Origin of the sequence: Bacteroides sp. NSJ-39 (assembly GCF_014287315.1) — a bacterium.
GTDB lineage: Bacteria > Bacteroidota > Bacteroidia > Bacteroidales > Bacteroidaceae > Bacteroides > Bacteroides finegoldii.
In genome coordinates this window covers 21,389-48,052 of record NZ_JACOOB010000024.1, presented here as the reverse complement: position 1 = coordinate 48,052, position 26,664 = coordinate 21,389, and the positions used below count along the sequence as shown (strand labels likewise).

17 protein-coding genes and 3 pseudogenes are annotated in these 26,664 nt (G+C 40.6%); 9 read left to right on the top strand and 11 right to left on the bottom strand.

The window, feature by feature from the left end; all coding sequences use genetic code 11:
* Positions 1–3 precede the first annotated feature (3 nt).
* The 5 genes from H8S63_RS18175 (at position 4) to H8S63_RS18155 (ending at position 7,737) form a co-directional block, all read left to right on the top strand.
* Positions 4–654, top strand: coding sequence for an abortive infection family protein (locus H8S63_RS18175; protein ID WP_186927576.1), 651 nt, complete (start codon positions 4–6; stop codon positions 652–654).
* On the top strand, positions 635–3,793 hold the full coding sequence (locus tag H8S63_RS18170) for a type I restriction endonuclease subunit R (protein ID WP_186927575.1): 3,159 nt from the start codon (positions 635–637) through the stop codon (positions 3,791–3,793). The genes H8S63_RS18175 and H8S63_RS18170 overlap by 20 nt, the downstream gene beginning before the upstream one ends.
* A complete protein-coding gene (locus H8S63_RS18165; RefSeq protein WP_186927574.1) occupies positions 3,790–5,817 on the top strand; it encodes an AAA family ATPase in 2,028 nt (675 codons plus the stop codon). Before H8S63_RS18170 ends, H8S63_RS18165 begins: the two co-directional genes overlap by 4 nt.
* Positions 5,817–6,872, top strand: a complete 1,056-nt coding sequence (mcrC, locus tag H8S63_RS18160; protein ID WP_186927573.1) for a 5-methylcytosine-specific restriction endonuclease system specificity protein McrC — start codon at positions 5,817–5,819, stop codon at positions 6,870–6,872. The genes H8S63_RS18165 and mcrC overlap by 1 nt, the downstream gene beginning before the upstream one ends.
* A gap of 430 nt (positions 6,873–7,302) precedes the next feature.
* Positions 7,303–7,737, top strand: a complete 435-nt coding sequence (locus H8S63_RS18155; protein WP_120067484.1) for a DUF6078 family protein — start codon at positions 7,303–7,305, stop codon at positions 7,735–7,737.
* 100 nt (positions 7,738–7,837) lie between these two features.
* Here the strand turns inward: H8S63_RS18155 and H8S63_RS18150 are convergent, their stop codons facing one another.
* The 7 genes and pseudogenes from H8S63_RS18150 to H8S63_RS18120 all read right to left on the bottom strand — a co-directional run bounded on the left by H8S63_RS18150 (position 7,838) and on the right by H8S63_RS18120 (position 17,798).
* On the bottom strand, positions 7,838–9,928 hold the full coding sequence (locus H8S63_RS18150) for a BT4734/BF3469 family protein (protein ID WP_186927572.1): 2,091 nt from the start codon (positions 9,926–9,928) through the stop codon (positions 7,838–7,840).
* Between the two features lie 633 nt (positions 9,929–10,561).
* Positions 10,562–10,867 (bottom strand): annotated as a pseudogene (locus tag H8S63_RS18145) (DNA-binding protein); the annotation flags it as partial.
* A gap of 188 nt (positions 10,868–11,055) precedes the next feature.
* Positions 11,056–11,502: pseudogene (locus tag H8S63_RS18140) on the bottom strand (SWIM zinc finger domain-containing protein); the annotation flags it as partial.
* A 9-nt stretch (positions 11,503–11,511) separates the two neighbouring features.
* The gene (locus H8S63_RS18135; protein WP_128858939.1) at positions 11,512–12,372 is read right to left on the bottom strand and encodes a hypothetical protein; all 861 of its coding nucleotides are present in this window, start codon (positions 12,370–12,372) and stop codon (positions 11,512–11,514) included.
* Positions 12,369–16,037, bottom strand: coding sequence for an ATP-binding protein (locus H8S63_RS18130; RefSeq protein ID WP_186927570.1), 3,669 nt, complete (start codon positions 16,035–16,037; stop codon positions 12,369–12,371). Before H8S63_RS18130 ends, H8S63_RS18135 begins: the two co-directional genes overlap by 4 nt.
* Positions 16,021–16,572, bottom strand: coding sequence for a hypothetical protein (locus tag H8S63_RS18125; RefSeq protein ID WP_186927569.1), 552 nt, complete (start codon positions 16,570–16,572; stop codon positions 16,021–16,023). The genes H8S63_RS18130 and H8S63_RS18125 overlap by 17 nt, the downstream gene beginning before the upstream one ends.
* A 29-nt stretch (positions 16,573–16,601) precedes the next feature.
* Positions 16,602–17,798 (bottom strand): hypothetical protein, encoded by a 1,197-nt coding sequence (locus H8S63_RS18120; RefSeq protein ID WP_004320669.1) that lies wholly within the window; start codon positions 17,796–17,798, stop codon positions 16,602–16,604.
* A 183-nt stretch (positions 17,799–17,981) separates the two neighbouring features.
* On the opposite strand from H8S63_RS18120, the gene bla reads away from it, so the two are divergent.
* From bla to H8S63_RS18105, 3 genes are read left to right on the top strand one after another with little or no spacing between them, the layout of a single operon-like run.
* The gene (bla, locus tag H8S63_RS18115) at positions 17,982–18,869 is read left to right on the top strand and encodes a class A beta-lactamase, subclass A2 (protein ID WP_186927568.1); all 888 of its coding nucleotides are present in this window, start codon (positions 17,982–17,984) and stop codon (positions 18,867–18,869) included.
* Between the two features lie 49 nt (positions 18,870–18,918).
* Positions 18,919–20,292 carry a GNAT family N-acetyltransferase gene (locus H8S63_RS18110; protein ID WP_186927567.1) on the top strand — a complete coding sequence of 458 codons (1,374 nt, stop codon included), beginning with the start codon at positions 18,919–18,921 and terminating at the stop codon, positions 20,290–20,292.
* Between the two features lie 39 nt (positions 20,293–20,331).
* Entirely contained in the window at positions 20,332–20,856 is a 525-nt protein-coding gene (locus H8S63_RS18105) for a hypothetical protein (RefSeq protein WP_022275971.1), read from the top strand.
* Here H8S63_RS18105 and H8S63_RS18100 read toward each other — a convergent pair.
* The 3 genes and pseudogenes from H8S63_RS18100 to H8S63_RS20430 form a co-directional block, all read right to left on the bottom strand.
* Positions 20,853–22,397: a M20/M25/M40 family metallo-hydrolase gene (locus H8S63_RS18100; protein WP_186927566.1), complete on the bottom strand. Its 1,545-nt coding sequence runs from the start codon at positions 22,395–22,397 to the stop codon at positions 20,853–20,855. The two genes, H8S63_RS18105 and H8S63_RS18100, sit on opposite strands and share 4 nt — an antisense overlap.
* A 269-nt stretch (positions 22,398–22,666) precedes the next feature.
* Positions 22,667–23,131 carry a MaoC family dehydratase gene (locus H8S63_RS18095; RefSeq protein ID WP_004308264.1) on the bottom strand — a complete coding sequence of 155 codons (465 nt, stop codon included), beginning with the start codon at positions 23,129–23,131 and terminating at the stop codon, positions 22,667–22,669.
* A gap of 120 nt (positions 23,132–23,251) precedes the next feature.
* Positions 23,252–23,344, bottom strand: a pseudogene (locus H8S63_RS20430) (SGNH/GDSL hydrolase family protein); the annotation flags it as partial.
* A gap of 154 nt (positions 23,345–23,498) precedes the next feature.
* Between H8S63_RS20430 and H8S63_RS18090 the strand changes: the two are divergent.
* Entirely contained in the window at positions 23,499–25,184 is a 1,686-nt protein-coding gene (locus H8S63_RS18090) for an RluA family pseudouridine synthase (protein ID WP_186927565.1), read from the top strand.
* Here the strand turns inward: H8S63_RS18090 and H8S63_RS18085 are convergent.
* The gene (locus H8S63_RS18085; protein ID WP_099146116.1) at positions 25,181–26,542 is read right to left on the bottom strand and encodes an MATE family efflux transporter; all 1,362 of its coding nucleotides are present in this window, start codon (positions 26,540–26,542) and stop codon (positions 25,181–25,183) included. The genes H8S63_RS18090 and H8S63_RS18085 overlap by 4 nt on opposite strands.
* Between the last annotated feature and the right edge of the window lie 122 nt (positions 26,543–26,664).

Sequence of the window (26,664 nt, the reverse complement as noted above, 5' to 3'; positions counted from 1 at the left end):
ACTATGCTTTGGATTCGAAAATATATTAACCAAACACCAAGTTTCAACAACTTTGAAACTCACATTTCAACCATCGAAAAGACAGTTGAAACGAATCCTGCATTATGTATAGAAACCTGTAAAAGCCTAGTTGAAAGCATTTGCAAAACAATACTTACTAATCAAAATATCGAACACGACAACTATGGGCAATTTCAAGCTTTGGTAAAGCAAACAATAAATTGTCTGATAGATACAAATGAATGCTATAAAGATGATTTATGTGAACTCGTCAGGAGAATAGCGTCAGTCTCCCAAAAACTAGCGGAAATAAGAAATATTTCCGGATTTGCGTCTCACGGTCAAGACATTAACCATGTCTCAATGAGTACAACAATGTCCTTACTGGCATACAAAATAACAGATGTGTTAGGTGGGTTTATTATACATTATTATATAAATCATGCAAGTAAAAGAGACTCACGCATACATTATGAAGACTGCCAAGAATTTAACGAACTGTTTGACGAAGAAAATCCTCTAGAATTAGGTGGAGTTATTTTATCTGCTTCCGAAGCATTATATAAACAAGACTATCAAGCATACAAAGAAATATATTTTTCATATTTAGATAACTTAGAAAAAGAACGAAAATATGTCATTTACAGAAGGTAGTTATGAAAAAGCATTGATAGCTCTCTTCGAGAACTTAGGCTATCAGCATCAATATGGTCCCAATATTGAACGGGACTATTATGTACCTTTTTATGAAGAACAATTAATTAAAAGTTTAACCACTATCAATTATGGAAAACCTCGCCCGGCAATTGACGAAGCTATATCTAAACTAAAAGATATCGAAATAGGTAGCCTGCCACAGAAAAATGAGCTTTTCATGGACTATCTTCAACATGGAATCGAAGTCTCTTTTTTCGACGGAAAAGAACAACGTAACGATATCATCTACCTGATAGATTACAATGACAAAAACATCAAACGTAATGACTTTAAAGTTATTAATCAATGGACGTTCGTTGAAAATTCAGAAAAGCGCGCTGATATAATCCTATTTGTCAATGGTTTGCCACTCGTTGTGATTGAGTTAAAATCTCCATCAAGAGAAGAAACAAATGTATCTGAAGCCTATCTTCAGTTACGTAATTACATGAAAGAAATTCCCTCACTTTTCGTATATAATGTCTTTTGCGTAATGAGTGACATGGCTTGCTCAAAAGCAGGAACAATCACCAGCAATGAAGACCGTTATATGGAATGGAAAACCAAAGACGGAAAATATGAAAGTTCCCAGTTTATTGATTATGATACCTTTTTTGAAGGAATATTCATAAAAGAACGTTTCATTGACATTATCAAGAATTTCATTTGTTTTTCTAAAGAAGAATCAGGTGCTGCAAAGATTTTAGCCGCCTATCATCAGTATTTTGCTGTGAAGAAAGCAGTAGAACGAACTAAAAAGGCAACACAAGGTGACGGAAAAATCGGAGTCTTCTGGCATACGCAAGGAAGCGGAAAATCACTATCAATGGTATTTTACGCTCATCTTCTTCAGGATGAATTAAGTCAGCCAACTATAGTAGTTATTACCGACCGGAATGATTTGGACGATCAACTCTATACTCAATTCTCCAAATGCCAACAATTCTTGCGCCAAATCCCCATACAAGCAAAAAGCCGGGAAGATTTAAAATCACTATTAGCCGGACGAGAAGCCAACGGAATAATATTCACTACAATGCAGAAGTTTGAAGAATCTGACGAACCTCTTTCTCTAAGACGAAATATTGTAGTCATGACCGATGAAGCACATCGAGGACAATATGGATTTGAAGAAAAAGTAAACGAAGAAACTGGAAAAATATCAATCGGTACTGCAAGAATTATACATAATTCATTACCCAATGCGTCCTTTATAGGTTTCACAGGAACACCCATTTCTACTAAAGATCGAGATACAACAGAAGTGTTCGGCGACTATATCGACATCTACGATATGACACAAGCAGTATCCGATGGTGCAACTTGTCCCGTGTACTATGAATCTCGTGTCATCAACCTGAATCTTGACAAAGATACATTGAAAGCAATAGATGACGAATATGAAATACTTGCGTCAGAAGGTGCTACTGAAGAACAGATAGAAAAGAGTAAAAAACAAATGTCACACCTTGAAGAGATACTTGGCGCACCTGCTACCATAGATTCATTGTGCAAGGATATTATAAAACATTATGAAGAAAACAGGCAATTTGAATTGACAGGAAAAGCAATGATCGTCGCTTATTCCCGCCCTATCGCAATGAGTATCTATCATAGAATCTTAGAACTTCGCCCCGACTGGACTGATAAAGCGAAGGTGGTAATGACAGGCAGCAATAAAGATCCGGAAGAGTGGCATGACATTATTGGCAACAAACAATACAAGAAAGAACTTGCCAAGAAATTCAAAGACAACAATGACCCTATGAAAATAGCCATAGTCGTAGATATGTGGCTTACAGGCTTTGACGTACCATCTCTGGCGACAATGTATGTCTATAAGCCAATGAGTGGGCACAATCTCATGCAAGCAATAGCTCGTGTGAACCGCGTCTTTAATGATAAAGCTGGTGGTCTTGTTGTCGACTATATCGGGATAGCCAAAGCATTGAAACAAGCAATGCACGATTATACAGTACGAGATCAAAAAAGATTCGGCAATCCCGATATCAAAAAAACTGCTCTTATTAAGTTTCAAGAGAAATTGGAAGTTTGCCGAGATATCTTCCACGGTTTTGATTATAGCAAATTCCAATCCGGCACTGATAACGATCGTGCACAAATTATCAAAGGTGGAGTCAACTTCCTCATGGACAGTAATAAGAATGATAAAATGCAACTATTCCAAAAGGAATCATCCTTATTACATAGTTCAATCACATTATGCCGTAGCCTGCTTAATGAGCAACAACGCTATGAAGCAGCTTTTTTTGAGACAGTACGCATATTACTATCCAGAATGACAGGCAAAGGTAAAGTTTCCAAAAAAGAAATAAACGCCCGTATTGGCGAACTTATCAAACAAAGTGTAAAAAGTGAAGGTGTAATCAATTTATTCTCGGATGTAAAAGCCGAATTCTCCATTTTTGACGCAGCATTCTTGGAAGAAATATCCAAAATGAAAGAGAAAAATATAGCAATAGAGCTATTAAAGAAACTTTTGGCGGAAAGAGTTACCATATATCAAAAAACTAATTTAGTTCAAGCGGAAAAGTTTTCTGATTTATTAAACAGAGCATTATCTAACTATTTGAAAGGATTACTTACTAATGAAGAAGTCATTCAAGAGTTATTAAAGCTTGCTGCAGAAATCTCGGAATCAGAAAATCAAGGCAATGAATTAGGACTTACTGCAGAAGAAAAATCATTTTACGATGCTTTGACCAAACCGAGAGCAGTACAAGATATATATACGAACGAACAACTAGTTGCGATGACAAAGGAGTTAACAGACGCCCTACGCAAAAATCGTACAATCGACTGGCAGAAGAAAGAATCCGCCAGAGCAGGGATGCGTCGTATGATAAAAAGACTTCTGAAAAAATACAAATATCCACCAGAAGAAGCTGAAAATGCACTGGAAACAGTTATTCATCAATGTGAACAATGGACTGATAATGATTCTGATAATTACAACTCATTACTCAACGAAACTAGAAAATATGATTTTCATAACGAAACATATCCTCCAATGGCGGCAGATGAAAGAGTTGAATATTATACCCCAAAGAACAACAATAAAAATACCCTATTATGAATATAGACATAAATAAGTTAGAGAAGGAAATAAAAGATTATAAGGCAAATTTCTTCTCCTCTTGGAATGATGAAAAGTATAAATGGGAAGCAGTAAGCTGGTTTCAATCCCATTGGGATATCAAGTCCCCAGATTTCACACAAATGCTTGAAACTTCTCTTTCGAAAACTCAAAATCTTCTAGGAGCACAACATTATTTTCCTAGACGCATGATAAAGAATTTCGCAATGGTTGCCCCTGAAGATGTAAGAAAGATGTTTATTGATTTATATAATGAACATATTCCCCTTTCCGATCGAATTTATAAATTTATTAAAGAATCAGACTTTATACTTGAGAAATACAAAAGCACTTGGAGAAATCACTTTCAAGATTATAGAACAATAAGCACCTATTTATGGCTTAGATATCCAGAACGATATTACATATTTAAACCAAGGGAATTCTCGCGAGTATCTCAAATTTTAAATACTAGTTACACCTTCAAAAAAGGTGCTACTCCCAATACTGTATTGCAAGCATACGAATTATATAATGAAATCAAATGGATTTTGCAACAAGATACAGAACTGAAAGCAATGCTTTCTGATGTCCTCACTCGCACTCCGAATTGTGATCCTGATCTCGAATTAACAACTACTACTGTAGATTTTCTATACTTCTTAGATAAGAATAATCAGAAAAGTCAAAAAACATTTCAGATAGCAGGAAAAAAGCAAGAAAAAGACATCCCTCCCTTAACTCCCTCTACTTCCAAACTTCACTACTGGTGGCTAAATGCTAATCCTCAAATGTGGAGTTTGTCCAATTGGAGCATAGGAGAAATTCAGTCTTACACTTTATACAATGACAATGGAAATAAACGCCGTGTATTCCAGAATTTCTTAGATGCAGAAGCTGGTGATATAGCAATCTGTTATGAAGCAACTCCTACCAAACAAGTAGTTGCACTTGCTAAGATTTACAAAAAGAATGATGGAAAACTTATCTATTTCCAAAAGACAGAATCGCTTACTTATCCTATTGATTATTCGATTTTAAAAAACTGCGAGGAACTCAATAATATGGAGTTCTTCGCTAATCCTAATGGCAGTTTATTCAAACTTACCCAAAATGAATATGATTTCATTATGGATATAATTCGAGATACAAATCCTATTAAACGAACAAATGAAAATATCAGCCGATACACAGATGAAGATTTTCTAAATGACGTATTTCTTGATGAACAAGAACTCAAAACCCTAAAAAGTATACTCAAATACAAAAAAAATATCATATTGCAGGGAGCCCCGGGAGTAGGTAAAACATACTCTGCCAAACGACTGGCCTATACAATAATGGGAGAAAAAGATGATTCAAGAATCTCAATAGTCCAATTCCATCAAAATTATTCATACGAAGATTTTGTTATGGGTTATAAACCTCAAGAAGAAAAATTCGAACTAAAAAAGGGAATATTTTACAAATCTTGTATTACTGCCGGAAATGATCCAGAACACGATTATTTTTTCATAATTGATGAAATCAATCGTGGTAATATGAGTAAAATATTCGGAGAATTATTAATGCTAATTGAAAAAGATTACCGTAATGTTAAAATAGCATTAGCACACAATGGAGAACTTTTCTCTGTGCCAAACAATCTCCACATCATAGGTATGATGAACACCGCAGATCGCAGTTTGGCTATGATTGATTATGCATTGAGAAGAAGATTCTGTTTCTACAACATGAAACCTGGATTTGGTTCAATCGGCTTCCAAAAGTACCAAAATGAATTACATAATACCACTTTCGACAAATTAATTGAAACGATCAAGAGATTAAATGATGAAATATCCAGAGATGAATCACTCGGTGACGGATTTCAAATAGGACACAGCTATTTATGTGGATTAGAATCTTGTGATAGAGTAAAAGAAATTATATTCTATGACATTATTCCTATGTTACATGAATATTGGTTTGATGATAAACAAAAAGTTGATTTTTGGGAAAATGAACTAAAGAGCTTATTCTAATGACAAATGACAAAAATATATTAATTAAAAATATTTATTACATGCTAGCTTATGCCTTTCAGGTACTTAAGCGTAACAACTATGCAAGTATAGCTTCTGAAAAATTCGAGCATATAGAAGACTTGTTTGCAGAAATCCTATCGCGAGGTATTTCGTATCAACTAAAACAAGGATTATATCGTGAATATGTACCAAGAACAGAATCACTACCTACAATGAAAGGGAAAATTGACATAACAAAAACTATTAAACATAGAATACAATGTCAGCAGATCCTATCATGCGAATTTGATGAACTATCAGAAAATAATATATTTAACCAAATATTAAAAACTACAATCAGTATTCTTCTCCAAGAAAAGATAGTAGCCAAAGAACGAAAAAACAAATTAAAGAAAGTCCTACCATTCTTCGTCAACATTAATACCATTGAACCATCCATCGTAAAGTGGAATACACTCTATTTTCAACGTAATAATCAGACCTATAAGATGCTGATGAATATTTGTTATTTTGTTTTAGAAGGTTTACTACAGACAACTGAAGATGGTAAATATCACATGGCAACTTTCTCTGATGAATATATGCATCGGCTTTATGAGAAATTTGTATTAGAATATTACAAAACAGAACATCCTGAATTAAAGACCAGTACTTCCCGAATAAAATGGAATATTGACTATCAATCCGATAACAAAGCACTAGAATTACTTCCATGTATGCAATCAGATATCATGCTAGAATACAATGGAAGAACGCTTATTATTGACACCAAATATTATTCGCAAACAATGCAAAAACAATATAACAAACAAACCCTTCATTCTAACAACTTATACCAAATTTTCACCTATGTAAAAAACTATGATATACAAAATTCAAGCAATGTTGCAGGTATGCTTTTATATGCAAAAACTAATGAAGAAATTACTCCTGATTTAGAAACCAGTATATGTGGAAATAGAATCTATGTCAAAACTCTCGACTTATATACAGATTTCAAAAATATTGCATCCCAATTAGATGAAATAATAAGCTATATAAAGATACATTAAACACATATAGACTCATTGTGTATTTTAAGCATCATCCGATGAATCCCATATTTATAAGATTATAAACAAATATTTGTCTCGCTATCCCCCCCTAATTACAATAGATAACCTTTATAAAACACTCAACTTCGTTTATAACAATTATTTCCCTAAGGAAGTTGTAGATGAATTGATTTCCTCAAAAAACAAAAAGATTGATTGGCTAAAAATAGAGATAAAGAACCTTAAACAAGAAAGAGAAACCTTGCTGCAAATAATTAGGGATATGTATTGAGTATCCCTAATTATCAAATGTTGATAAGAAATCCCCATTACATACAAATAAAACAATCCCAACGCTTCCCATTCCCAAAATAAAGTCCTACTTTTGTGAAGAATTCTGTTTGCTATATTTACAACAGTATTTCACAAATAAAATAAACCCTACAAAATGAAAGAAGAACCCGACAGCCTGTCTGTCCCCTACAATTTTGCCCGTTGCTTCAACGCTCAATGTCCACAAGCCCCCAAATGCCTGCGCCACATAGCTACACAACTTGATACAGCCGACAACCTATATATCACTATCATTAATCCGGCACGTTATCCTGCGGATGGGAATCAGTGCGAATGTTTCAAGACTGCTGTCAAAGTTCATGTGGCATGGGGACTAAAACGGTTGCTTGACAGAATCCCTTATGAGGATGCAGTCAGTATCAGAATACAATTGGTAGGACACTATGGGAAAACAGGATATTATAGGTTTTATCGCGGAGAACGGGGGCTTATGCCTAAAGACCAAGCCTACATCAGACAACTATTCCGTAATAAAGGGATAAAAGAAGAACCAACTTACCAACGTTACACAGAAGAATATATTTGGTAAGTTGCTATCATCTGTCACAGTTTAGGGGTTAATAGTTTAGTAATGAACCGATAAGACTGTGACAGCAAAAGGTGACAGCAGGGTGATGGCATTTTTGCCGTCACCTGGTTATTAGTCTTACAACATGATAGAGTGTACCGCTACGCGTATGTTTGGAAGGTATTTCTTGCTTTTTCAGTATTCTTCCGAAGGAATTAACCCTCTTGACAGACATCGGGATTGAACTGCCTTTTTGAATATCTTCCATAATCTCCGCTGGAGACAACCACTCCCCTTCTTCAGGCTGTGCGGCACGGAAATAACGGAAGAAAAGTTGCTCTTCCGGCGGGACTTGTTCAAATTCACGGTTGTTTTCCACCATGATCTTTTCTTCCTCCTGGTCGAACCAGTAACGTTCGCCATGTTCCAATTCGTACATAGCTTGTGCGTAAAGCTGCTCATAGTCTATCGGACGGTTGGTGTCAATCACTCCGGTCACTTCGATGCAAATAAAACGACGGCTGCCGGAAGGGTCGGTCAACAAGTCTTTTTGGTTGCTTGTGGCTATGAATGAGGCGTAACGACGCATTTCAAGCACGGCACTGCCATGAGGTTTCTTCACATTCAATACAGGCTTTTGCAGAATATGTTTCAGAAAGCCTTGTTGTGTCGAACTCACCTGGTCAAATTCATCGATATTGATAAGTGCAAAACGATTGAGGTAAAGTTCGGCATCTTTCTTTCGGGAGAAATCAATGCTGTCAGTATAGTAGGAACGCTCGGAAGGGGGCATTATGCTCCGGCAAAAGGTGGATTTACGTGTCCCTTGCGGTCCGACAAGTAAGGGCGAAACACTATTCGCATACTTTTTATCGCTTCCTCTCCAATGAGAAACCATATTGAGGAACCAACGGTGGAACAAATCCATCCAATACGGATTCTTACAAGGGACGGTGGCTGCCAATGCACGAATACGGTCTTTACCGTCCCATGCGGGAAGCCGGTAGAGGAAATCTTCCAACGGGTTGAATACAGGGACGCGGTTGGAGTAAATATAACGACTAATGTCCCTGTCCCACAATGGGATGCCTTCCATTTGCGCATCCAAAGCAATGCTGTTCAGCGCACGTTTGTCGAGAGGATTGAAGCGGAAACGAAAAGAAAGCCTTTCACGATATTCTACCTCACCAATTTGAGTGTTATGACGGAATTCATAGCGGCGTTTCATAAATTCTTCAGTCTGCAAGGCGAGTTGCTGTTCTTTGCTTAGGCTGATATTCTTACCGAAGCCTTTGCACTCAGTATATATATTGCCAATCATTTGCCGGATAAGCTCTTCCTGTTTATACATATAGAAGTGGAAAACAGTACGTTTCACAACTTCTTCTTGCGGAAGTCCCGAAGCAAAACAGTTTTTAGCCAGTTGGACAACTAAAGGATGCCATGTGTCTTCGCTCAATTCGAGTCCCGCTTCCCGGAGATCGGCATACGCTTTCCGAAAAGCGGCTTCGAAAAGCATCAGGAAGGCATTTTCCGCATCATATCCCGGTACGGCACGGGTTAATGGAGATTTCTCCGCCTGAACCGCTTCACGGAAAGTGGTTTCTTCGGGCATTGATGATGGTTGAGAGAGATAAAATTGGACTGAATCCGGACGATATATGATATCCGGATCGTGGGATAATCGCGAATATTGTTCCAAAGTCGGTTCTTTGGGAAGTATATCGAATGGGATCTGGGGCTGATAACATTTCACAGCCAATCGATAAGCATGGGCGTGGAATAATTCCGCTTCTTCCCGTGTATTGGGAAGCGAGTTGTCCGGTCGGGTAAAGGTAGTCCATATTTTCACCGTTTTGCCACTTGAACCCATGAAAACACAACGGGTTTGTGGTTGCTCGCAGGCTTTTTGTTTCACTAAAGCTATTTCCGACTTATTGGATAAGGGACCGACAGTTAGTTCTACAATACCGTTGTAGTTTTTCATCTGTTTCTGACCGTTTACTTTACGGAATTCAGCGGAAGGAATTATCTTGGGCAGTTTATCGGCAAACATACACCGTTCATCGGAAAGGGTATATCGCAGATGTTCTCTGAATGTAGAAACAGGACGGGATTTTATTTCTGTCTTTATCTTATTTACCAGTATATCAAGATCCATTACGCTGAGCGCTATCGTATCTTCATTCTTACGAAATTGAGTAATTTTCATTAATTTGATAATAATTTGTTTTGTCAGCGTCTTTGTGATCGTTGAGACTGCTAAATTAATCATAATATCCGAAACCAGCAAAGAAAACAAGTTTTTAATACAGAGAATTATTGATATATCAAGCATCTCTTTAGCTGAAAGAAACGGGATTGTCACCACCTAATTACGGGACAAATTAGTTTTCTCTGCTTGAAACTACAGTTCCAGCGAAGGGAAACTAGAGTTTCATCGGTGAGAAACCAATGGTTTCAAGTAATTGGAACTAGAGTTTCAAGCGTATAAACTAAAGTTTCAAACCGCAGAACCAACAGTTTCGCACCTTGAAACTGTTGGTTTCAAGGCAGGACACAATTCATAAGTACGGGGGTAATAAAATGAACGACTTATCCATTTATGGCTAATACTATTCATTTTCAAACAAAGACTTTATTTTGTCTTTGTTTTTTAGGTGACAGCATTATTGCTATCACACTGCTGTCACCTTGTGCTGTCACAGCATTAAGCACTTATACTCTGCAAGTTAGATTATAGTCTGTGACAGATGACAGATATATTTTGTTTTTTCATTTCATAGAGAGCTGAATTCTGAGTTCAAGTTATAAATGTGACACCGACTTATTTCACAGGGAACAATTATTCAGTCATTGTATCATATTCCGCAATCTTCTCCTTACACAAGCGTTCAGTAATATCTTTCAGAATATCTACACGGGAAATAAGGTATTCTAGTTGTTCTTGTGAGATACTGAAATCTTTGTTATAGCGAGCTTCTATGTAAGAACGGCATAATAAATCAAAACATTCTTTTTCTGAACCTGTATTTTGAGGAAAGACTGTTGTCAATTCCTGTGAGAAACGCTTTACCATCCCACCAAATTCTTTGATTTTATGACTCTTCGGACGATAGTTCGTAAAGACCATCAGAATACAATTATAAATCCAGCAAGACTGTCAATTTTTCCTGTGTACGTTTGGGTAAACGTTTTATAGACTTTTTCATTATCATTCTTATTTGTAACTTTACAAAGGTACGAACTTTGCCATACCCTAGCAACAAAGATACAAAAAACTTATAATAAAGTTGATATACACAAGTCTTTGGTACCGGAGACCATTCCTTAACTATTAAAATAATTCAAAAGCGCTATTTTAAATTCCGGATTCATTGAGGCATACTCACTGATAAATTTAGAAAGTTCCTGCGGATTAATGAATGACAGCAATTGTTTGATGTCCACATCGGGTTGTACAACCTCTTCTTCCTTTGTAACTATTCTCATTTTTGAAAATGCACTACGACTTACTCGTTTATTATTATCACGGATTGCCAGAAGTGCTGCCACGACATGCTTGCAGATTTCTCCATCATACGGACAATCACAGTACCAGGATTCTACTTCCTTTCCGTTCATAGATATTTCTACATTATAATCATCCGTTCCCTCTACGGTTGCAGTCCATTCACCAGGTGAGGTTTCTTTCAGTTCGGAAACGGCATCTGTATCATAATACTCTTCCCCGCGCATCAATATCTTATAGGGGACAAAGTTCTCAAAATTATCCAGTGTAATCATATGACTAATTTAATACTTTATATATCCTTCTTGTTCATACGCTTTCCCATATTTATGAATCATTGCCACCAACGGCCTTAAACGTGCGTCAGAAACCAACATAGCCCGATAACGCAAATACTGATTATCATAAAGCTGCCGATTTCCGTCCTTGAGACGCTTCTCTACATCCGCAGGAATGAAAAATTCCGCACGGTTGCCCAATTTGACATAGAATTCATTTAAAAAGATAGAAATGCCAGCCAAATCTATGTCTCCGAAATGAATATAGCGATTGGGAATTATCTTTAGCCAGTTACACAAATCCTTCGATTGCGGATAACGGGACACGAAAAGAACTTTCATTCCTTCAAACAAGTACTTTTGGGCACGGATATGTTGGAAATTTTCTCCATTCTCTATACCCACTACTACAACATCTTCAGGAATACGGAAATATTCGTAATCCTGCATGAAAATAGAAGTGCCTTGCAAGGGAGAAAGCACACATGGTTCGCCATGAAACGTAGCTTCTATAGGCGTATAACAATTGAGGAGAAAACCTTTGAACGTACGGGTATATCTCAATTTAGAGTCCCCCGCCTTCGCCACTTGCTCCGAACGTGACACTTCATCCGGACAGTTCTTCATCTCAATCCAATCTTCCAGCTCCATGCCGGAAGTATAATTCTGGGAGATGTAGATACGGCATCCTTCCGGATCAATCATACGAAAACTACGCTTACTCCCTCGGGGAACAATAGTGATAATTCCCTCATCCATTAATCTATTTGCTATCAGTCCATCAAACTTTGTGTAAGGTATGAGCTCGCCGCCCAGCATTTTCAGAACTAGCCTCGCCATTGCCAATGTAAATAAACTGCCACTCATTTTTCTATCTTATTATAGGTTAACAATGGGACAACCTGTGTATTTGACCGCCCGTCTTTACTCAATAAATAGGTATAACGATAATCTTCCACATTGTAAGTAGTGGGAGAACTGTTTACCAACAATATATTCCGGCAATTGGCAAAGTCCAAAATACCTTTCACATTGTTGGGGTGTAACTTGCCTATTTCATCCATCATACAATGGATTTTAAAGTCACCAAACTTACGTGACGCCTTTTCTTTGAATACATTAATCAGCATGATATTGACCATTGCTTTTACCAGAATATCCGTGCCGTCAGAACCTACATTGGCAATCTTCTCCACCCATCCCGTGTCATTATCATTCTCTTTCACGCGGAACTCCAGTTTGAATGTATCGGCAAGCGCCAACCGCCTGCGTCCCGGCTCGTCAAGCAGGAATTTCATAAACGACAACAAATGCCGGACAGCCACCGCATTGACATCTTCACGGGAATCCTGCGAGAACAAATCAACCTTTCCCATATTATATTGGTTCTCATCGCTAAACCGTTTAATCTCCAGCAATAACTGCATCAGTTTATCGCTGCTCTGAAGCGGGCGAAGAGCTATTTCCTTTATTACTCCGGCAAAATTCCGCTTGACAAAATCGTCGTTGATATCCTTTATTGTTCTGTGTATCTCGCTTTCATTACGGGTCAGTCCTCCCACTTCCTGCGAAATCCGGCGGATTATATCCGTATACCGTTCACTGATATGTTTCTGATAATCGGAAATCTTATCATTATCTACAAACTCGCACAGATTGGAAGCGAAATCATAGTAATCCTGTTCTCCAACCAGTTCCGTACGGAAATGAAACGTGTTTTTTGACGAGAAGTTTCCATTGAACTGCGTCACCGCTTTCTTGAATTCTTCTGTTTTTCTGATAGTGGATACGATGAGCGACTTCAACTCTTCCACAATAACATCGCAATTTTTCCGAGTAGGCTTCTCTCCTATTTCTATCACAGAAGGCGGACAAAAAGTTTCATCTTTCCGGAACATATCCACTTTATTCAACCCGTCCTCCAATAAGTGCAATTCTTTGCCAATCCGCTCGAGATGCTCGTCCGCCCCTTTTTTCTGAACCTGCAACTTCTCCTTTTTCAGAGCGAAACGTTCGTCCAATGCAACTAGCTTCGCATCCAGTTCTTTCTTCCTGCTTCGCGTAGCAGGTTCTTTATCAAACAGCTCCTCCTTGTCTCTTTCATAAAAAAGAACTTGTGGGCGGGATTTACCTATATAATCCAATTCTTTATTTATTTCGGCAAGCCTGTCATCATACTTGCGGATAGTGACCGTATCAGCACCCTTTCCATTCAATTCATTCTCCTGCGCCTGCTTCAATTCCTTTTTCCGCTCCGCAGTTTGCTGTTTCATCCGCTCTATCTCTTGCTGAATGCCGGCAACAAACTCCTCCAGTTCCTTCCGGAGTTCCGTCCTGCTATCATTATACACTTTCCGGCAAGCTTTCAACAGTTTTTCCCGTTCCGCCAAATGCTTCTCCTTCTCGCCTTCCGCCACATAAAGACGATGACCGATATCATTCAGTTGCGCCTGTAATTCTTCGGTACATCCTCTTTTCCATTCCTCTTCCTTCGTCTTCCATGAGGCGTAATCAGCCTGCAAATTCTTCAATTTTGCAGGAATCTGCATTCGCTCGGCTTCCATCAGATGTTGTTCTTCCAAAATACTATGTATTTGCTTCGAATACTTCTTCTCCAAAGAAGAAACAGCTTCCCCCTCTTCTTCCGTCAGTCGGGTGAGACGGTCGGTACAGAGTTGCCGGGCTGCTTGTTGCCTGTCGCGCTCCTGCTTCATTTCCTCGGGAGTGCGGACAGAACGCTCGATTGCTGTCAGATTGAGTGAAACGCCGAACAAAGTAGCTTCCTTATTCACTAATTGAGGTTGCAGTTCATTGTTGTACAACACCAGTTCCTCATCCGCCACCTTGCCTATCGTCTCCTGCCAATCCGGTTTGTTCTTCTCCAGCCATTCACACAAAGAACCTTTTCGTTTCTCAATCAAGGCATCCAATGTTTGCAACTGTTCTTCAATCGCGCTCCGTTCTTTACGAACGGTCTCCATCTTTGTCTGAAATTCCCATTTCAATTCTTTCACTTTCCATTCACACTCCTGTCTCAACTGCTTTATTTCTCCCTGTTGCTGACGGATGCTATGTTCCAGTTCCTTGTCCTTTTTGCGCAGTTCGTTAATCCCATCTTCACAATCGGACATTTCCTTTTGATGGGGATGTTCGTATTTCACCTTTTGAAGTTTCATGTTACACTGTGCCTGTTCGTCGCGCAACTGCCGGATACGATTATCCACAGTCTGCACTTTCTCTTCTTGCGTTGCCCTTACTTTCTCTTCTTCCACACGAAGTTGTTGCATCAATTCTTCCTGCTTGCCGGCAATCTCCGCATTCCGAGCATTTATCCGTGCTTGCTGGCTATTCTCAAAAGTACGGAAATCAGCTTCCAGTTTCTCAAACAGCAATCGGTACTTACTCAATACGTCCTCATAAGCCCTTGTCAGTTCCGATTTCATATTCCGGACTTGTTCAAGTTCCTGAATCAGTAATTCTTCGCAAGATACCCGTTTGATGATTTCTTCAATCTGCATCTGCTCGTAATGCAGACGTTTCTCACGTATCTTTTTGAGCAAATCGTTTATTATACCTATATCCCTAATCAAGCCATCACGCTCATTGGTGTACTTTTGTTGCAGTTCACCCATAAGCCGCAGCAACCGTTCACGTTCCGTCTCCGCTTTAGCCTGTTCTTCCTTCACTAACGGAATCTCATGCAAAGCCTGTTTCTCTGCAAAGTTAAGCTCCGCACGCCCTTCACCAATCTGCTTTTGAGTATAAATCAAGTCACGATAGGCGTTCATTACTTTCTCCGCCATCTTCCGGACAGGCACTTCTCCATTCTTGTTCTTTGTAAACCAAAGCATCACGTCCCTGTATTCCTGCTCGAATTCCTTTATCTGGCTACGATAGAAGTCCAAATCGACAGAGATATCCTCATCACTCATCGAACGGATAATGGTATCTTTTATAAAGTCAGCATCCAGTTTGGAATTTAAAAAGACGTTCTGTATCGTACGGGGAATATTCTGATATTTTGCACTTTCCACAATGGCAAACTTGCGGTAGGGTATCATTTCATGCTTGCGGTTATTACCGAAAATAATGTCCCGATACATTTCATAGCTAGTCACTTGTGCAGTAATCTGAATCTTCGAACCGATATGTTCGCGGATGCGTCCCCACTCGGAATGTACCACATTGTGTTCGTCAATGAACCAGTCCTGTTGGAATGGCGCATCAATAAAACGGAAAAACACCCGTCCCTGGGATTTGGCAGCTACCACACAATACGCCCCATTCTCCCGCATCACCTCATAGATAATGTAAGAATTGGCGTATGGAAAGTAAAAAGCATCGAAGCTTTTCTTCTCCTTCGGAATACCCAGTCTTAGTTTGTCAGCATTATAAAAGAAGAGGATGGCACGGAGCAGCGTACTCTTACCGACACCTTGCGTACCTATAAAATGTACGTTCCCATCCAACTTCACTTCCGCATACGGAATATGGGCACTGTTCAGAAAAATAATCTTATTCAGGTATCTCATCTTGCACCTCCTCTGAAATTGTGATACAATCAACCAAGTCCTCCATATAATGGAAAGCCGACAATACTTTATACGTCCCGTCAAGTTCGTTTTCTTTCTCTATCAGTCCTATACTCTCCAGTTCTTTCAGCAGTTTGCCGACTACTTCATCATATTTCTTCTTATCCGAAAACAGTTTGGTTGCCTTTTCTTTCAGTTCGATATCGCATCCTATCTGAATCTCAATATCAGCAGCACGGAACAGAAAGCCCGGGCCAAATGCCGAATGATAGGTTTTCAGGAAACTCAAGTAATCAATCCACTTCTGAATTGCTTCCAGTTTACGTTCCAAATCGACTTTCGATTCCTTGCGGGTAAAGTAGTAATAACTATCACCACCTTCCAGATAAAAACCGATGCCTTTGTAGTAATCATAATAATCGGGCAAATCTTCCTCAATGGCATCATACAAGCGTTTCACTTGGGTAGAGACACTATTGGAAGAAATGAATCCCCCTTTGCTAAGTATATTAAATATCTCTTCAGTATATTTCATAGTCATCTGTTTTTAGCATTCAGCATACATCATTTGGCATATATTAAAGGGTATTCCACCTCATCGGAGATTTCATAAGTATCCGTAAAGCGAAGTTCGTCGGCATACTGTGACGCCAATTGGCAGAAAAAGATTAATTTCTCTCCACGTGTCACCTCTTTCCGGTAGCGATAGTTCATCACAAAAGAGAACAGATGGGTGCTGGACGCCATAAATGAATTATGCACCTCCTGCAAGTTTACGGTATCTATCATTTGCGACTGCCCATCCAGGTATCCTTCCGGAATGGCATCTGCCAGTTGTTTCATTCCTTTCGGAGAATTTCTCTGCCGCGCGACAAGTTTCTTCAAAATCTGAAAAGCCTCATCGGAAGTCCGTAGATTATCAATAGAAAGCTTGATGCGATAACCGACCTGCGGCTCCATCCAGACGGGATTCTTTTGCGCTGCAACCGAACGGATACTGGTATGTTCTTCCAACAGAAACTGATCTTTCAAATACTTCAGTTTCTTTACTTTCTCGAAAATACGATTCTGATAGTCAATGAGATTCAGGTAATGGATAATTTGCTTCTGGATTTCAATCAGATTGTGATATGAATCGTTCAGCTGTAGTTTCACGTCGCTTACTACATTCCGCATTTGTACGTCCATCGCCACCCGGAAGAAAACAGGCTGTCCGTAGTCTATCAATTCCTCACTTTTACGAATCAGTAGAGCAATATTATTCCGTTTCTCATCAAGCCGGACGAGTTTGGTTTTCTTTATCTTATAATTCGGTTCGTTCTTATAAGTATTATCCATGTTCCTTTTCAAGTCCATCACATTGCGGACTGTAGTCAGAGCGATGTTTTTCAGGCAGCGTTTCACTTCACGCTGGTAGTTGTATTTACGTTGTTCGTTATTCTCTTTCAAGTAATAGTCAATGTTTTCATTCAGTCGTGTCAGGTAATCCTGCACGAAAGATACATTGATTTCTTCATTTACTTCGAGCACGTCTTCAAAGAATTTCAGATAAATATCCTCCATTTCAAGAAAGTCGCCAGTGTCCCGGATAACTCCATAGTCTATCAGATAGCGGATACGCTCTTCTTTGTACTCCGTCATTTCAAGCGCATAATCATAACGGAACGAAAGAGATTTCCGTTTAGCAAACATTTCTTTCAAGAGCTCTTTCTCCCGGTCGAGACTCTTGACCAGTTCTTCTATGGAACGAAAAGTACTCATATTAGTTTTGTCTTTTAATAATGTTTACTGCTTCAATAGACTACCTCAGCCTATTCACTTACAAAAGTAAAAAAATCTATCGTGTCATTACTATTATTGAATAAGAATTTGTCTCTAAGTTTAGTATTCATATCTTTGTGCTTTCAACAAGAAACAAGAAACCTGTTTAACAAAAAATAGATTATGCGCTCATTCATTATTCTTCTCTGTCTGATACCGACTCTCCTTTTTGCCCGACAGAGCCAGCTCAAGACACTGTTAGAACAAGCTATTAAAGGGAAAAAGGCGGAAATAGGGATTGCCGTTATTATCGATGGAAAAGATACAGTCACTGTGAATAACGACATCCAATATCCGCTGATGAGTGTTTTCAAGTTCCATCAGGCAGTGGCTTTGGCCGATTATATGGATAAAAAGAGATTGCCGCTAGGGACTCTGTTGTCAATTAAGAAATCAGATTTAAAACCGAATACATACAGTCCGTTGCGAGATCAGTTTCCACAGGGAGGATTCGAAATGAGTATCGCTGATTTATTAAAATACACCCTGCAACAGAGCGACAATAATGCTTGTGATATTCTTTTCAATTATCAAGGCGGGCCGGATTCTGTCAACCGGTATATACAATCACTGGGGATTCGTGATTGCGAGATCACTCATACAGAGAACGATATGCACGAAGACTTAAACCTCTGCTATAGCAACTGGAGCACACCGCTGGCTGCTGCCAAATTACTGGAAATATTCCGCCGCAAAACATTGTTCGATGAAGCCTACAAAGACTTCATCTATCAGACAATGGTAGAATGCCAGACCGGGCAGGACCGTCTGGTTGCCCCGTTACTAGGCAAAGGGGTAACCGTAGGACATAAAACAGGAACGGGAGATTTCAATGCGAAAGGACAGCAGATAGGCTGCAATGACATTGGCTTCGTTCTCCTACCCAACGGACACGCATACAGTATAGCCGTTTTCGTGAAAGACTCTGCGGAAAGCAGTCTGGAAAACAGTAAGATTATCGCTGATATTTCCCGCATTGTCTATAAATATGTAATCCGGACAACAAAGTAATACGACAACAACGATAACAATAAAGATAAAGACAAAAATTAAAATCAGCATGAAACTACATCATATCGCTATCTGGACTTTTCGTCTGGAAGAATTAAAAGATTTCTATGTCCGCTTTCTGGGTGGAACGAGTAATGAAAAATACATCAATCCGAAGAAAGGATTCGAGTCCTATTTCATCTCTTTCGGAGAAGGCCCTTCTCTGGAATTGATGAGCCGGACAGACGTACAAAATACTCCGATAGAAGAGAACCGTCTTGGGCTGACGCATCTTGCCTTCACCTTCCCCAGCCGAGAAGAAGTGCTTCGCTTCACGGAACAAATGCGCTCCGAGGGATACATCATAGCAGGCGAGCCACGTACTTCGGGAGATGGTTATTTCGAAAGTGTAGTTCTTGATCCTGACGGTAACCGGATAGAATGCGTATGCCCCCCGCAGGCAGACGAACCACAGGATGATTGTTCGTTTGAAACGGAACGCTTACTCATCCGGCCTTTTCGGGAAAATGATGCAGAAACATTCTTCGCTTGTTGCCAGAATCCGAATCTGGGCAATAATGCCGGATGGGCTCCCCATAAATCGATAAAAGAATCGCGCGAAATCCTCCAGAACGTGTTTATCGGTCAGGAGGATATCTGGGCTATAACACTGAAAGACACACGACAGCTCATCGGCTCCATCGGCATCGTCCCCGACCCGAAGCGGGAGAACCCGCAAGTACGTATGCTGGGATACTGGCTCGACGAGCCTCACTGGGGAAAAGGATATATGACGGAAGCGGTACAAGCTGTGCTTAATTATGGTTTCAACGAACTTCAGCTCAGCCTTATCACCGCCAACTGTTATCCGCACAACAAGCGGTCTCAGCAAGTATTGGAACGCAACGGCTTTATCTGTGAAGGTGTACTGCATCAGGCGGAACTTACCTACAACGGAAATATATACGATCACCTGTGCTATTATCTGCCTAATATATGCCGACCTGTTCCGGAAGACTACGACAAGATTCTGCAAGTATGGGAAGATTCCGTACGCCATACGCATCACTTCCTCACGGAAGAGCATATCCAATTCTACAAACCATTGGTACGCAACCACTACTTATCGGCTGTAGAACTGTATATCATCCGCAATACCAATGGAAAGATTGTCGCCTTTATGGGACTGAGCGACGAACTCATCGAAATGCTGTTCGTAAGCCCCGGCGAACAGGGAAAAGGATATGGCAGACGATTGCTGGAATACGCCACCCGGAGAAAACAGATAAATAAAGTAGACGTAAACGAGCAGAACGACAAAGCACTCGGATTTTATCTCCGCATGGGATTCCGGATCATAGGCCGAGATGAAACAGACGGTATGGGCAAGCCTTATCCGATTCTCCATCTGCAACTGCCGGAGGCAGAGAACGGCAACAAGTAAAAACAACTCATTCCCCCCCCAAAAAAAAACGAGAGCCATATGAACCTGCGTGCAAGACTATCTGAGCGTGTACACATCGAGAATATCAGAGAGATACTTCATTACATACAAGACGACGAACGCCTCAGAGAAGAAATCTACCGGTTGATATATGATGAGGACAGCATCGTCTCTTACCAGGCACTGTGGGTTTGTACCCATTTCTCGAAACCGGAAGTAGAATGGCTGAGCGGGAAACAAAATGAATTGATTGATGCAACGCTTACCTGCCCGCATTCAGGAAAACGAAGAATGCTCTTGAACCTGCTATGTCAGCAACCGCTAGCCGACCCTCCACGGGTGGACTTGCTGGATTTCTGCATAGAGCGTATGGTATCCCGGCAGGAACCGCCCGGAGTGCAGTCACTTTGCATCAAACTTGCTTACCAACTGACCCGTTTCATCCCGGAGCTTCAACAAGAATTGCGCACAATGCTGGAAATCATGGAACCCGAATTACTGGTTCCCGCTATCCGCTCTGTGCGCAAAAACACGTTGAAGGCAATCAAGGCAAAGAAGAACTAATAATTCTTCATCAGTTCCTTAAAATACCATTGCATCTTCCCAAAATTCTCCAGGGATATATACTCATTTTCGTTATGTATCGTACGCTGTTCGTACTGGTTCAGACAAATAGGCAAGAAACGGTAGATGTCATCGCTCACCGTCTGATATTTGTAGGAATCGGTACCCCCGATCGTAATATAAGAGGTAACGATAGCTGCGGGATATATTTTTGCCATCTCTTCCTTGATAATCTCGAAGCCTCTAACGTTTTCAGGAGAGATGCTTGAAGGCTCACGTTCCGATACCACATGAATGGCAACATCGTAACCTTCACACAACTTCTTTACATGCTCTATCACCCCGGCAACCGATTCACCGGGCAAAATGCGGAAGTTTACAGTAACCTCAGCCTCCGAAGCCAATACATTGGCCGCATCACTGCCTTTAGCCATCGTGATGGCGGTTGTAGTGCGTACCAGCGCATTGGAGGCGGGAGATTTTTCCATAGTCTTCAGCAGTAGCGGTTCGAGTAGCCATTGATTGGCTATCGCCATCTGCGAAAAGAATCCCATTTCCTCTCCTACATTATCGAAAAATGCTGCTATGGGAGAAATGATTTCTGCCGGGAACTGGTTGTCATTCAGCTTCTCTATGATTTCTGCAGCATACACCAGAGAACTCTTTGAAGGTGGCATCGAAGAATGCCCTCCCATCCCTTTTATCGTAAGGCGCAAGGTCAGAAAGCCTTTTTCTCCCACTCCCACCAATGCCAACGGTTCTTGTATGGATTCTATTGCCGAACCGGGAGCTGCAATGATGCCTCCTTCATCATAAACCGCACTGAAGCGTAGCCCTTTCTGTTTAAAATAATCGGCAATTTTGAAAGCCCCCTGACGTCCGCTCGCTTCCTCGTCTTGCCCGAAAGCAAACCAGATGTCTCTTTCCGGTTGGAAGCCTTCGGCTATCAGGTTATCCGCTCCCTCCATCAGAGAGAAGAGCATACATTTCATATCAAGTGTTCCACGACCGTATATGCGTCCGCCTGCAACAGCTCCTGAGAAGGGAGGATAATCCCACTTTTCCGAATAAGTCCTGATGGGAGGCAACGGTTTGTCGTCAAACCGGAAAACCGTATCTGCAACAGTCACCGTAAACGGATCATATCCGACTACCGGAACCACATCGTAATGGGACAAGAATAATATCGGTTTCAGATCACTGTTCTTGCCTTTCCAATGAAACACCAGCCCGTATGTATTAATGGTATCTACATCCATCACCCTATATACCTCCGGATAAGAATCGACCAGGTACTTCATAAATTCATCGAAAGGCTTGAAATCAGTCTCTTCATACACTTCATTACTGATTGTCGGGATTCGTATTCCTCCGACAAAACGACGTACTGATTGCTCCGAAGGAGCTGTGTTCACCAGTTCTTTATCATCCGCATTCTTGGGCACTTTACCAAATTTATAAGTTACGGTCCGTACTATCAAAACCAGAATAAGTATAAGCAACAGGATTAATAAAACTGCTAAAATCTTTTTCATTTTCATATATCAATGCTTTATTATAAAACATAAATGGAACATTATTGTTTTGAGAATATGCTTTTGCGAGAGGAATCCGCATCGGTTGAATCCCCCGTGAAATGCAACGAAAGAGTTTAAACCGGCACAGCCGTTCAGATTTATGGGAGTAAAAGGATAAAATTATCCCCGGAAACGATCCATCTGAAGCACATCCCAAAAGTTTTTGTATCTAACTTTTGAGACGTATTTCGATCATTTCCGGGGATAAAATCTGTTTCTTTAACAGCTTGCCATTAATTGAAATAATAAAGGAATACAGCAATTCCTTCCAGCGCCTTCTTTGGTTGGTCTTTTATTTCGATAGCAAACTTAATTTCCGCTTTTGCCACACCACGCAGATTAGTCAGCGAGTGCAAAGTAGTCACCAGACGGATGCTCTGTCCTGACAATACAGCCTGACCGAATTTCATTTTGTCCATGCCGTAGTTAATCATCATTTTCAGGTTATTCACCTGGATAATCTGATTCCACAAATAAGGAAGCATGGATAATGTCAGGTAGCCGTGAGCAATCGTGCTATGATAAGGGCTGTCTACTTTAGCACGTTCCGTATCTACATGAATCCATTGATGATCCAGCGTTGCATCAGCAAAAAGATTGATACGTTCCTGCGAGAGTTCCACATAATCGGAAACACCTATCTGTTGGCCTACTAGTTTTTCGAATTCTTCATACGAATTGATAATTACTTTTTCCATAAGTCTTATCGTTTTTATGGGGGTTATTTACTATTAAATTGGGAACAAAAATAGGAAAAATAAACTGATATGCCACCAAATTTATAAATAAAAGCAAGGAATGAAGTATTTAGGTATGTTTTACAAACCGGAAGCCCGTTTCAGTGCTTCTGACAAAATACTGTAACCCCTGCCATTCAAATGTAAATCGTCGAGAGTCAACTCCGGAAGTAAAGTAGACATCCAATGCCCAAAATGCCATGTGACTGTTGCCAAGAAAGGCAAATTTAGGTTTCTCTCCCATTCTATTCATGTTACTTCATTCGATAATTCACAGATTTACTTTACTTTTGCAAAGGTAATCACATTCATTCATATATATAAACCGATGATACATTTTTTCAAGCAACCCATTTCTCACCTTGCGTTACCGGATAAATTCACTTATCCTTTCCACTATACGCCTCATCCATTGTGCGTGTTGGCAGCGGAAGAAGTGAAAGAATATATCGCGAGCCGAGAAGAATGGCAAGAAGAATTAGCTTTCGGAAAAATGTTCGGGGTACTGATTGTACAAAAAGAGAATAAACAAGAGACTGCAAAAAAAGAAGCAGTCAATGAAATTGGTTATCTCGCTGCTTTCTCCGGCAATCTGGCAGGGAAGAATCTGCATCCTTATTTTGTCCCTCCTGTCTACGACTTATTGCAACCGGAAGGATTCTTCAAAATTGAAGAAGAACAAATATCTTCCATCAATATCCGTATTCGTGAATTAGAAAACAATCGTTCTTATCTCGATTTTATAGAAAAGTGGAAGACGGAAACGGAACAGGCTAAAGCAATCTTGAATCAGGCTAAAGCAGCACTCAAAGCAGCAAAGGAGGCGAGAGAGATTCGCCGTCAATCATCCTCTGCCCTTTCCGAAGAGGAACAAGCCTCCCTGATCCGGGAAAGCCAATACCAGAAAGCGGAATACAAACGACTGGAAAAAAAATGGAAGAAACGATTGGAAGAACTCGAAACGGAAACGAGACACTTCGAGACTGAAATAGAACAACTGAAAACCGAACGGAAGGAACGTTCGGCAGCCTTGCAAAGAAAGTTGTTCGAGCAGTTCCGGATGCTGAATGCCAGAGGAGAAGTGAAAGACCTATACACTATCTTCGAGCAGACAGTTCAGAAAGTTCCTCCTGCCGGTGCGGGTGAATGTGCTTTGCCTAAATTGTTGCAATATGCGTATCTTCATCAATTAAAGCCATTGGCTATGGCTGAATTCTGGTGGGGAGACTCTCCTAAAAACGAAATCCGGCATCACGGATATTATTATCCTTCCTGCAAGGGAAAATGTGAACCTATTTTGCAGCATATGTTGCAAGGACTGGAAGTAGACGAGAATCCGTTGCTGAACTCCATCCATGAGGATGAAGAACTGGAAATCGTATATGAAGATGAATGGTTAGTGGTAGTCAATAAGCCGGCAGGAATGTTGTCCGTTCCGGGAAAGGAGGAGGACAGAGATTCAGTTTATCATCGCCTGAAAAAGAAGTATCCCGATGCTACCGGACCTATGATTGTACATCGCCTCGATATGGCGACTTCCGGATTATTGCTCGTAGCTAAAACAAAAGAGGTGCATCAACATTTGCAGGCACAATTTGCAAGCAGAAGTATCAAGAAACGCTATGTAGCCGTGTTGGATGGGGCAACAGCAACAGTAGAGAAGACAGCACTGCCGCCCGGAAGAACAGGAAGAATCGAACTCCCTCTCTGTTTGAATCCTCTTGATCGTCCCCGGCAAATCGTCAGTAGAGAACACGGGAAAGAAGCGATTACAGAATACCGCATCATCAGTGAATCAGAAAAACACATCCGGATTGCTTTCTATCCGTTGACCGGACGGACACACCAATTACGGGTACACGCCGCCCATCCGGAGGGTTTGGGTTGCCCCATTCTTGGGGATGAACTTTACGGAAAGAAAGCGGACAGACTATACCTCCACGCCGAATATATAGAGTTCCGTCATCCCATCAGCGGAAAGATTCTACGCATACAGAAAAAGGCCGACTTCTAAACAGTAACCGTACTTGTGAACACCTGCTTCTTCAACCTGCGATAAACGTAGATAAATGCCGGTACGAGGAACAAATCTGCCGCTATCCAAGCCATCGGATCACCGTAGCAGACAGCAATAAAACCGAATGCAGGCACAGCGTAAATGCTGACAAGGATACGCGCAATCATCTCCGCCACTCCCGAAAACATGGCTAGATTGGTATATCCCACTCCCTGAATCGTGTAGCGCAGGATACACAACAATCCAAGCATCGGGAAGAACATACAGGAGATATGCAGGAATAACTCGGTATCCAACAGGATTTCCGTTTCCGACGGATCTACAAAGATCAATGCAAAATATTTGGCTCCCACCATCAGAAGAACGAATGTAAATGCCGCATAAACGATCATCATCAAAGCACTCGCCTTAATTCCCAACCAGACACGCTCCGGTTTTCCTGCCCCATAATTCTGTCCGCTATACGTAGCCATCGCAATTCCCAGACTCTCGAACGTGCAGATAAAGAACATCTTGATGCGCATAGCAGACGTAAAAGCTGCCACACACGCTGTTCCCAATGCATTATTCGCACTCTGAAGCATGATGCTGCCGATAGCCGTGATAGAAAACTGCAATCCCATAGGCACACCAATGTAAAGCAGTGTCTTAGCCAGTTTCGACTGGAACCGGCGTTCTTTCGGAGTACCTTGCAATATTTCAAACTTCCGGTACATATAAATGTAGCAGAGAACAGCCGACAATCCTTGCGAAAAGACAGTAGCAATAGCAGCTCCCGCCACTCCCCAATCAAGTACCAAAATACAGAACAAATCAAGAATGATATTCAGAACAGCCGCAAACAGCAGAAACCAAAAAGGCGTCTTACTGTCTCCCAACGCACGGATAATGCTCGAAAGAAGATTATAGAAGAAAGTACACGGCACACCAATAAACGTGACAAGCAAATAAGCATACGCCCCTTCGAAAATATTCTCCGGCGTACGCATGATCCGAAGAATATCCTCACATAAAATACAGGTGAGAAGAGCAATCACCACAGACATTCCCGCAGCCAGTTTCAGACTGACGGCCACATAACTGCGCATCGTACTGTAATCCCGCGCCCCAAACTTCTGCGCAACGGGTATTCCGAAACCTCCGCAACATCCATTGCAGAACCCGAGAATAAGAAACACTACCGATGTGCTGGCTCCAACAGAAGCTAACGCGTTAATTCCCAAAAACTTTCCTACAATTGCAGCATCAACAAGCGAATACGTTTGTTGCAACAGATTGCCGAGTAAAAGCGGCAGCGTAAACTTTAAAATGAGAGGTAATGCCGGCCCTGCCGTCATTTCTTTAGAAGTTGCCATACGTCTATGTTCTAAAATCGGATGCAAAGATACGGAAAATTCAATGAATTAGTTCCCGATTCCCGCTCCTCTTTTAGTTGACATAAATCAAAAAAACAGTATGAGAGCACTGACGTCCCCAG

What these genes read in the sequence shown, in the direction of transcription:
- H8S63_RS18175 (WP_186927576.1), top strand. Translation starts at nt 4, where the DNA reads ATGCTTTGGATTCGAAAATATATTAACCAAACACCAAGTTTCAACAAC.
- H8S63_RS18170 (WP_186927575.1), top strand. Translation starts at nt 635, where the DNA reads ATGTCATTTACAGAAGGTAGTTATGAAAAAGCATTGATAGCTCTCTTC.
- H8S63_RS18165 (WP_186927574.1), top strand. Translation starts at nt 3,790, where the DNA reads ATGAATATAGACATAAATAAGTTAGAGAAGGAAATAAAAGATTATAAG.
- mcrC (WP_186927573.1), top strand. Translation starts at nt 5,817, where the DNA reads ATGACAAATGACAAAAATATATTAATTAAAAATATTTATTACATGCTA.
- H8S63_RS18155 (WP_120067484.1), top strand. Translation starts at nt 7,303, where the DNA reads ATGAAAGAAGAACCCGACAGCCTGTCTGTCCCCTACAATTTTGCCCGT.
- H8S63_RS18150 (WP_186927572.1), bottom strand. Translation starts at nt 9,928, where the DNA reads ATGAAAATTACTCAATTTCGTAAGAATGAAGATACGATAGCGCTCAGC.
- H8S63_RS18135 (WP_128858939.1), bottom strand. Translation starts at nt 12,372, where the DNA reads ATGAGTGGCAGTTTATTTACATTGGCAATGGCGAGGCTAGTTCTGAAA.
- H8S63_RS18130 (WP_186927570.1), bottom strand. Translation starts at nt 16,037, where the DNA reads ATGAGATACCTGAATAAGATTATTTTTCTGAACAGTGCCCATATTCCG.
- H8S63_RS18125 (WP_186927569.1), bottom strand. Translation starts at nt 16,572, where the DNA reads ATGAAATATACTGAAGAGATATTTAATATACTTAGCAAAGGGGGATTC.
- H8S63_RS18120 (WP_004320669.1), bottom strand. Translation starts at nt 17,798, where the DNA reads ATGAGTACTTTTCGTTCCATAGAAGAACTGGTCAAGAGTCTCGACCGG.
- bla (WP_186927568.1), top strand. Translation starts at nt 17,982, where the DNA reads ATGCGCTCATTCATTATTCTTCTCTGTCTGATACCGACTCTCCTTTTT.
- H8S63_RS18110 (WP_186927567.1), top strand. Translation starts at nt 18,919, where the DNA reads ATGAAACTACATCATATCGCTATCTGGACTTTTCGTCTGGAAGAATTA.
- H8S63_RS18105 (WP_022275971.1), top strand. Translation starts at nt 20,332, where the DNA reads ATGAACCTGCGTGCAAGACTATCTGAGCGTGTACACATCGAGAATATC.
- H8S63_RS18100 (WP_186927566.1), bottom strand. Translation starts at nt 22,397, where the DNA reads ATGAAAATGAAAAAGATTTTAGCAGTTTTATTAATCCTGTTGCTTATA.
- H8S63_RS18095 (WP_004308264.1), bottom strand. Translation starts at nt 23,131, where the DNA reads ATGGAAAAAGTAATTATCAATTCGTATGAAGAATTCGAAAAACTAGTA.
- H8S63_RS18090 (WP_186927565.1), top strand. Translation starts at nt 23,499, where the DNA reads ATGATACATTTTTTCAAGCAACCCATTTCTCACCTTGCGTTACCGGAT.
- H8S63_RS18085 (WP_099146116.1), bottom strand. Translation starts at nt 26,542, where the DNA reads ATGGCAACTTCTAAAGAAATGACGGCAGGGCCGGCATTACCTCTCATT.